Origin of the sequence: Lentibacillus salicampi, from assembly GCF_004565465.1 — a bacterium.
GTDB classification, from domain to species: Bacteria; Bacillota; Bacilli; order Bacillales; family Amphibacillaceae; genus Lentibacillus; species Lentibacillus salicampi.
Genome location: NZ_SRHY01000113.1, coordinates 1 through 1,096, shown reverse-complemented (window position 1 = coordinate 1,096; position 1,096 = coordinate 1). Strand labels below are relative to the sequence as shown.

Here is a 1,096-nt window from a genome sequence, read left to right as displayed (position 1 = left end):
AAACTATATTAGATGGTTTTCACATGTAAAAGATAAACACTTGGGAAAAATCCTATATATTGGACCAAATCTACATACAGCTGTTGCGGCCAGATATGGTGACTGGCCGCAACTATTTTTGGTGTTAACATGGACCGATTACAATTAATATAAAACGTTATGGCTAATCTTTACTTGCGTGTATATCCTTTCTTGCGTGGACATGTTTTTTAACCCAGTCAACAACCTTTTTAAATGGTGGTCTTGTTTCATCGTTTGCCACAGACAGGACAAATTGATACACTTCATCATCATCTACTACTAAGTCAAATCCGTTTAGATCCAAAAAAGTAAAGGTTGCTAAAAATGATGTTCTTTTATTGCCATCTAAAAAACAATGACCACTAGCCAGCTCGTACAAATATACGGCTGCTTTTTCTTCAATTGATGGATAACGTTCAAAGTCTCCAAACCCAGACATAGGTAAAGCTAATTTGGCCTCAAGTTTACCAGGTTCTCTACCTTGAATGCCTCCGAAATCTTTAAGTGCTTGGTCATGTAGTTCAATGACATCTTCAAGCTCAAGATATTCCACATCCATTAATTCTTACTTAGCTTCTCCAAGGCTTTACCATTTGCTTTAACAGCCTTCTTATAGCTTGCTCGGATTCTTTCCTTGCGATTTTCTGCTTGCGGTTTCATAATTGTTTCGTTCATTTTTTTATCACCCTTTTTCCTCTTCATGGACAGCCCTCCTGTACAAGATACAATATATATATGTTAGGTTGCCCAATATGAGAAGGTTTAAAATTCATTTACCCTATTTTACCATACTATAATCTATCTTTCCATATACCAAACTGATTCCCTCGTTTTAATGGCAAATATCAGCCGGATGAAGGTCCAATGACTACCTATATTTCAATCGTATAATTCGAAACTGCCTGATTGATTGAATGTTTAAACAGAGCAGAGAGCAAGCAGCGGTAGACGGCAAGCAGGATGGTGACAACGACTATCGGAACAGCGGATTAACTGATTTGACGACTCAATAACCTTTCTCACCCCTACAATCGAAGCGAATCCGGAAAAAGTGGCATCTTTCGGTAAAAAATAT

2 protein-coding genes are annotated in these 1,096 nt (G+C 37.5%); both read right to left on the bottom strand.

Translation table 11 applies throughout. The features are described 5' to 3' along the window. Window positions 1-163: 163 nt before the first annotated feature. Window positions 164-580, bottom strand: a complete 417-nt coding sequence (locus E4U82_RS19560; protein WP_135111915.1) for a type II toxin-antitoxin system death-on-curing family toxin — start codon at window positions 578-580, stop codon at window positions 164-166. Beyond that, entirely contained in the window at window positions 580-723 is a 144-nt protein-coding gene (locus E4U82_RS20115; RefSeq protein ID WP_167751516.1) for a hypothetical protein, read from the bottom strand. The genes E4U82_RS19560 and E4U82_RS20115 overlap by 1 nt, the downstream gene beginning before the upstream one ends. Window positions 724-1,096: the final 373 nt, after the last annotated feature.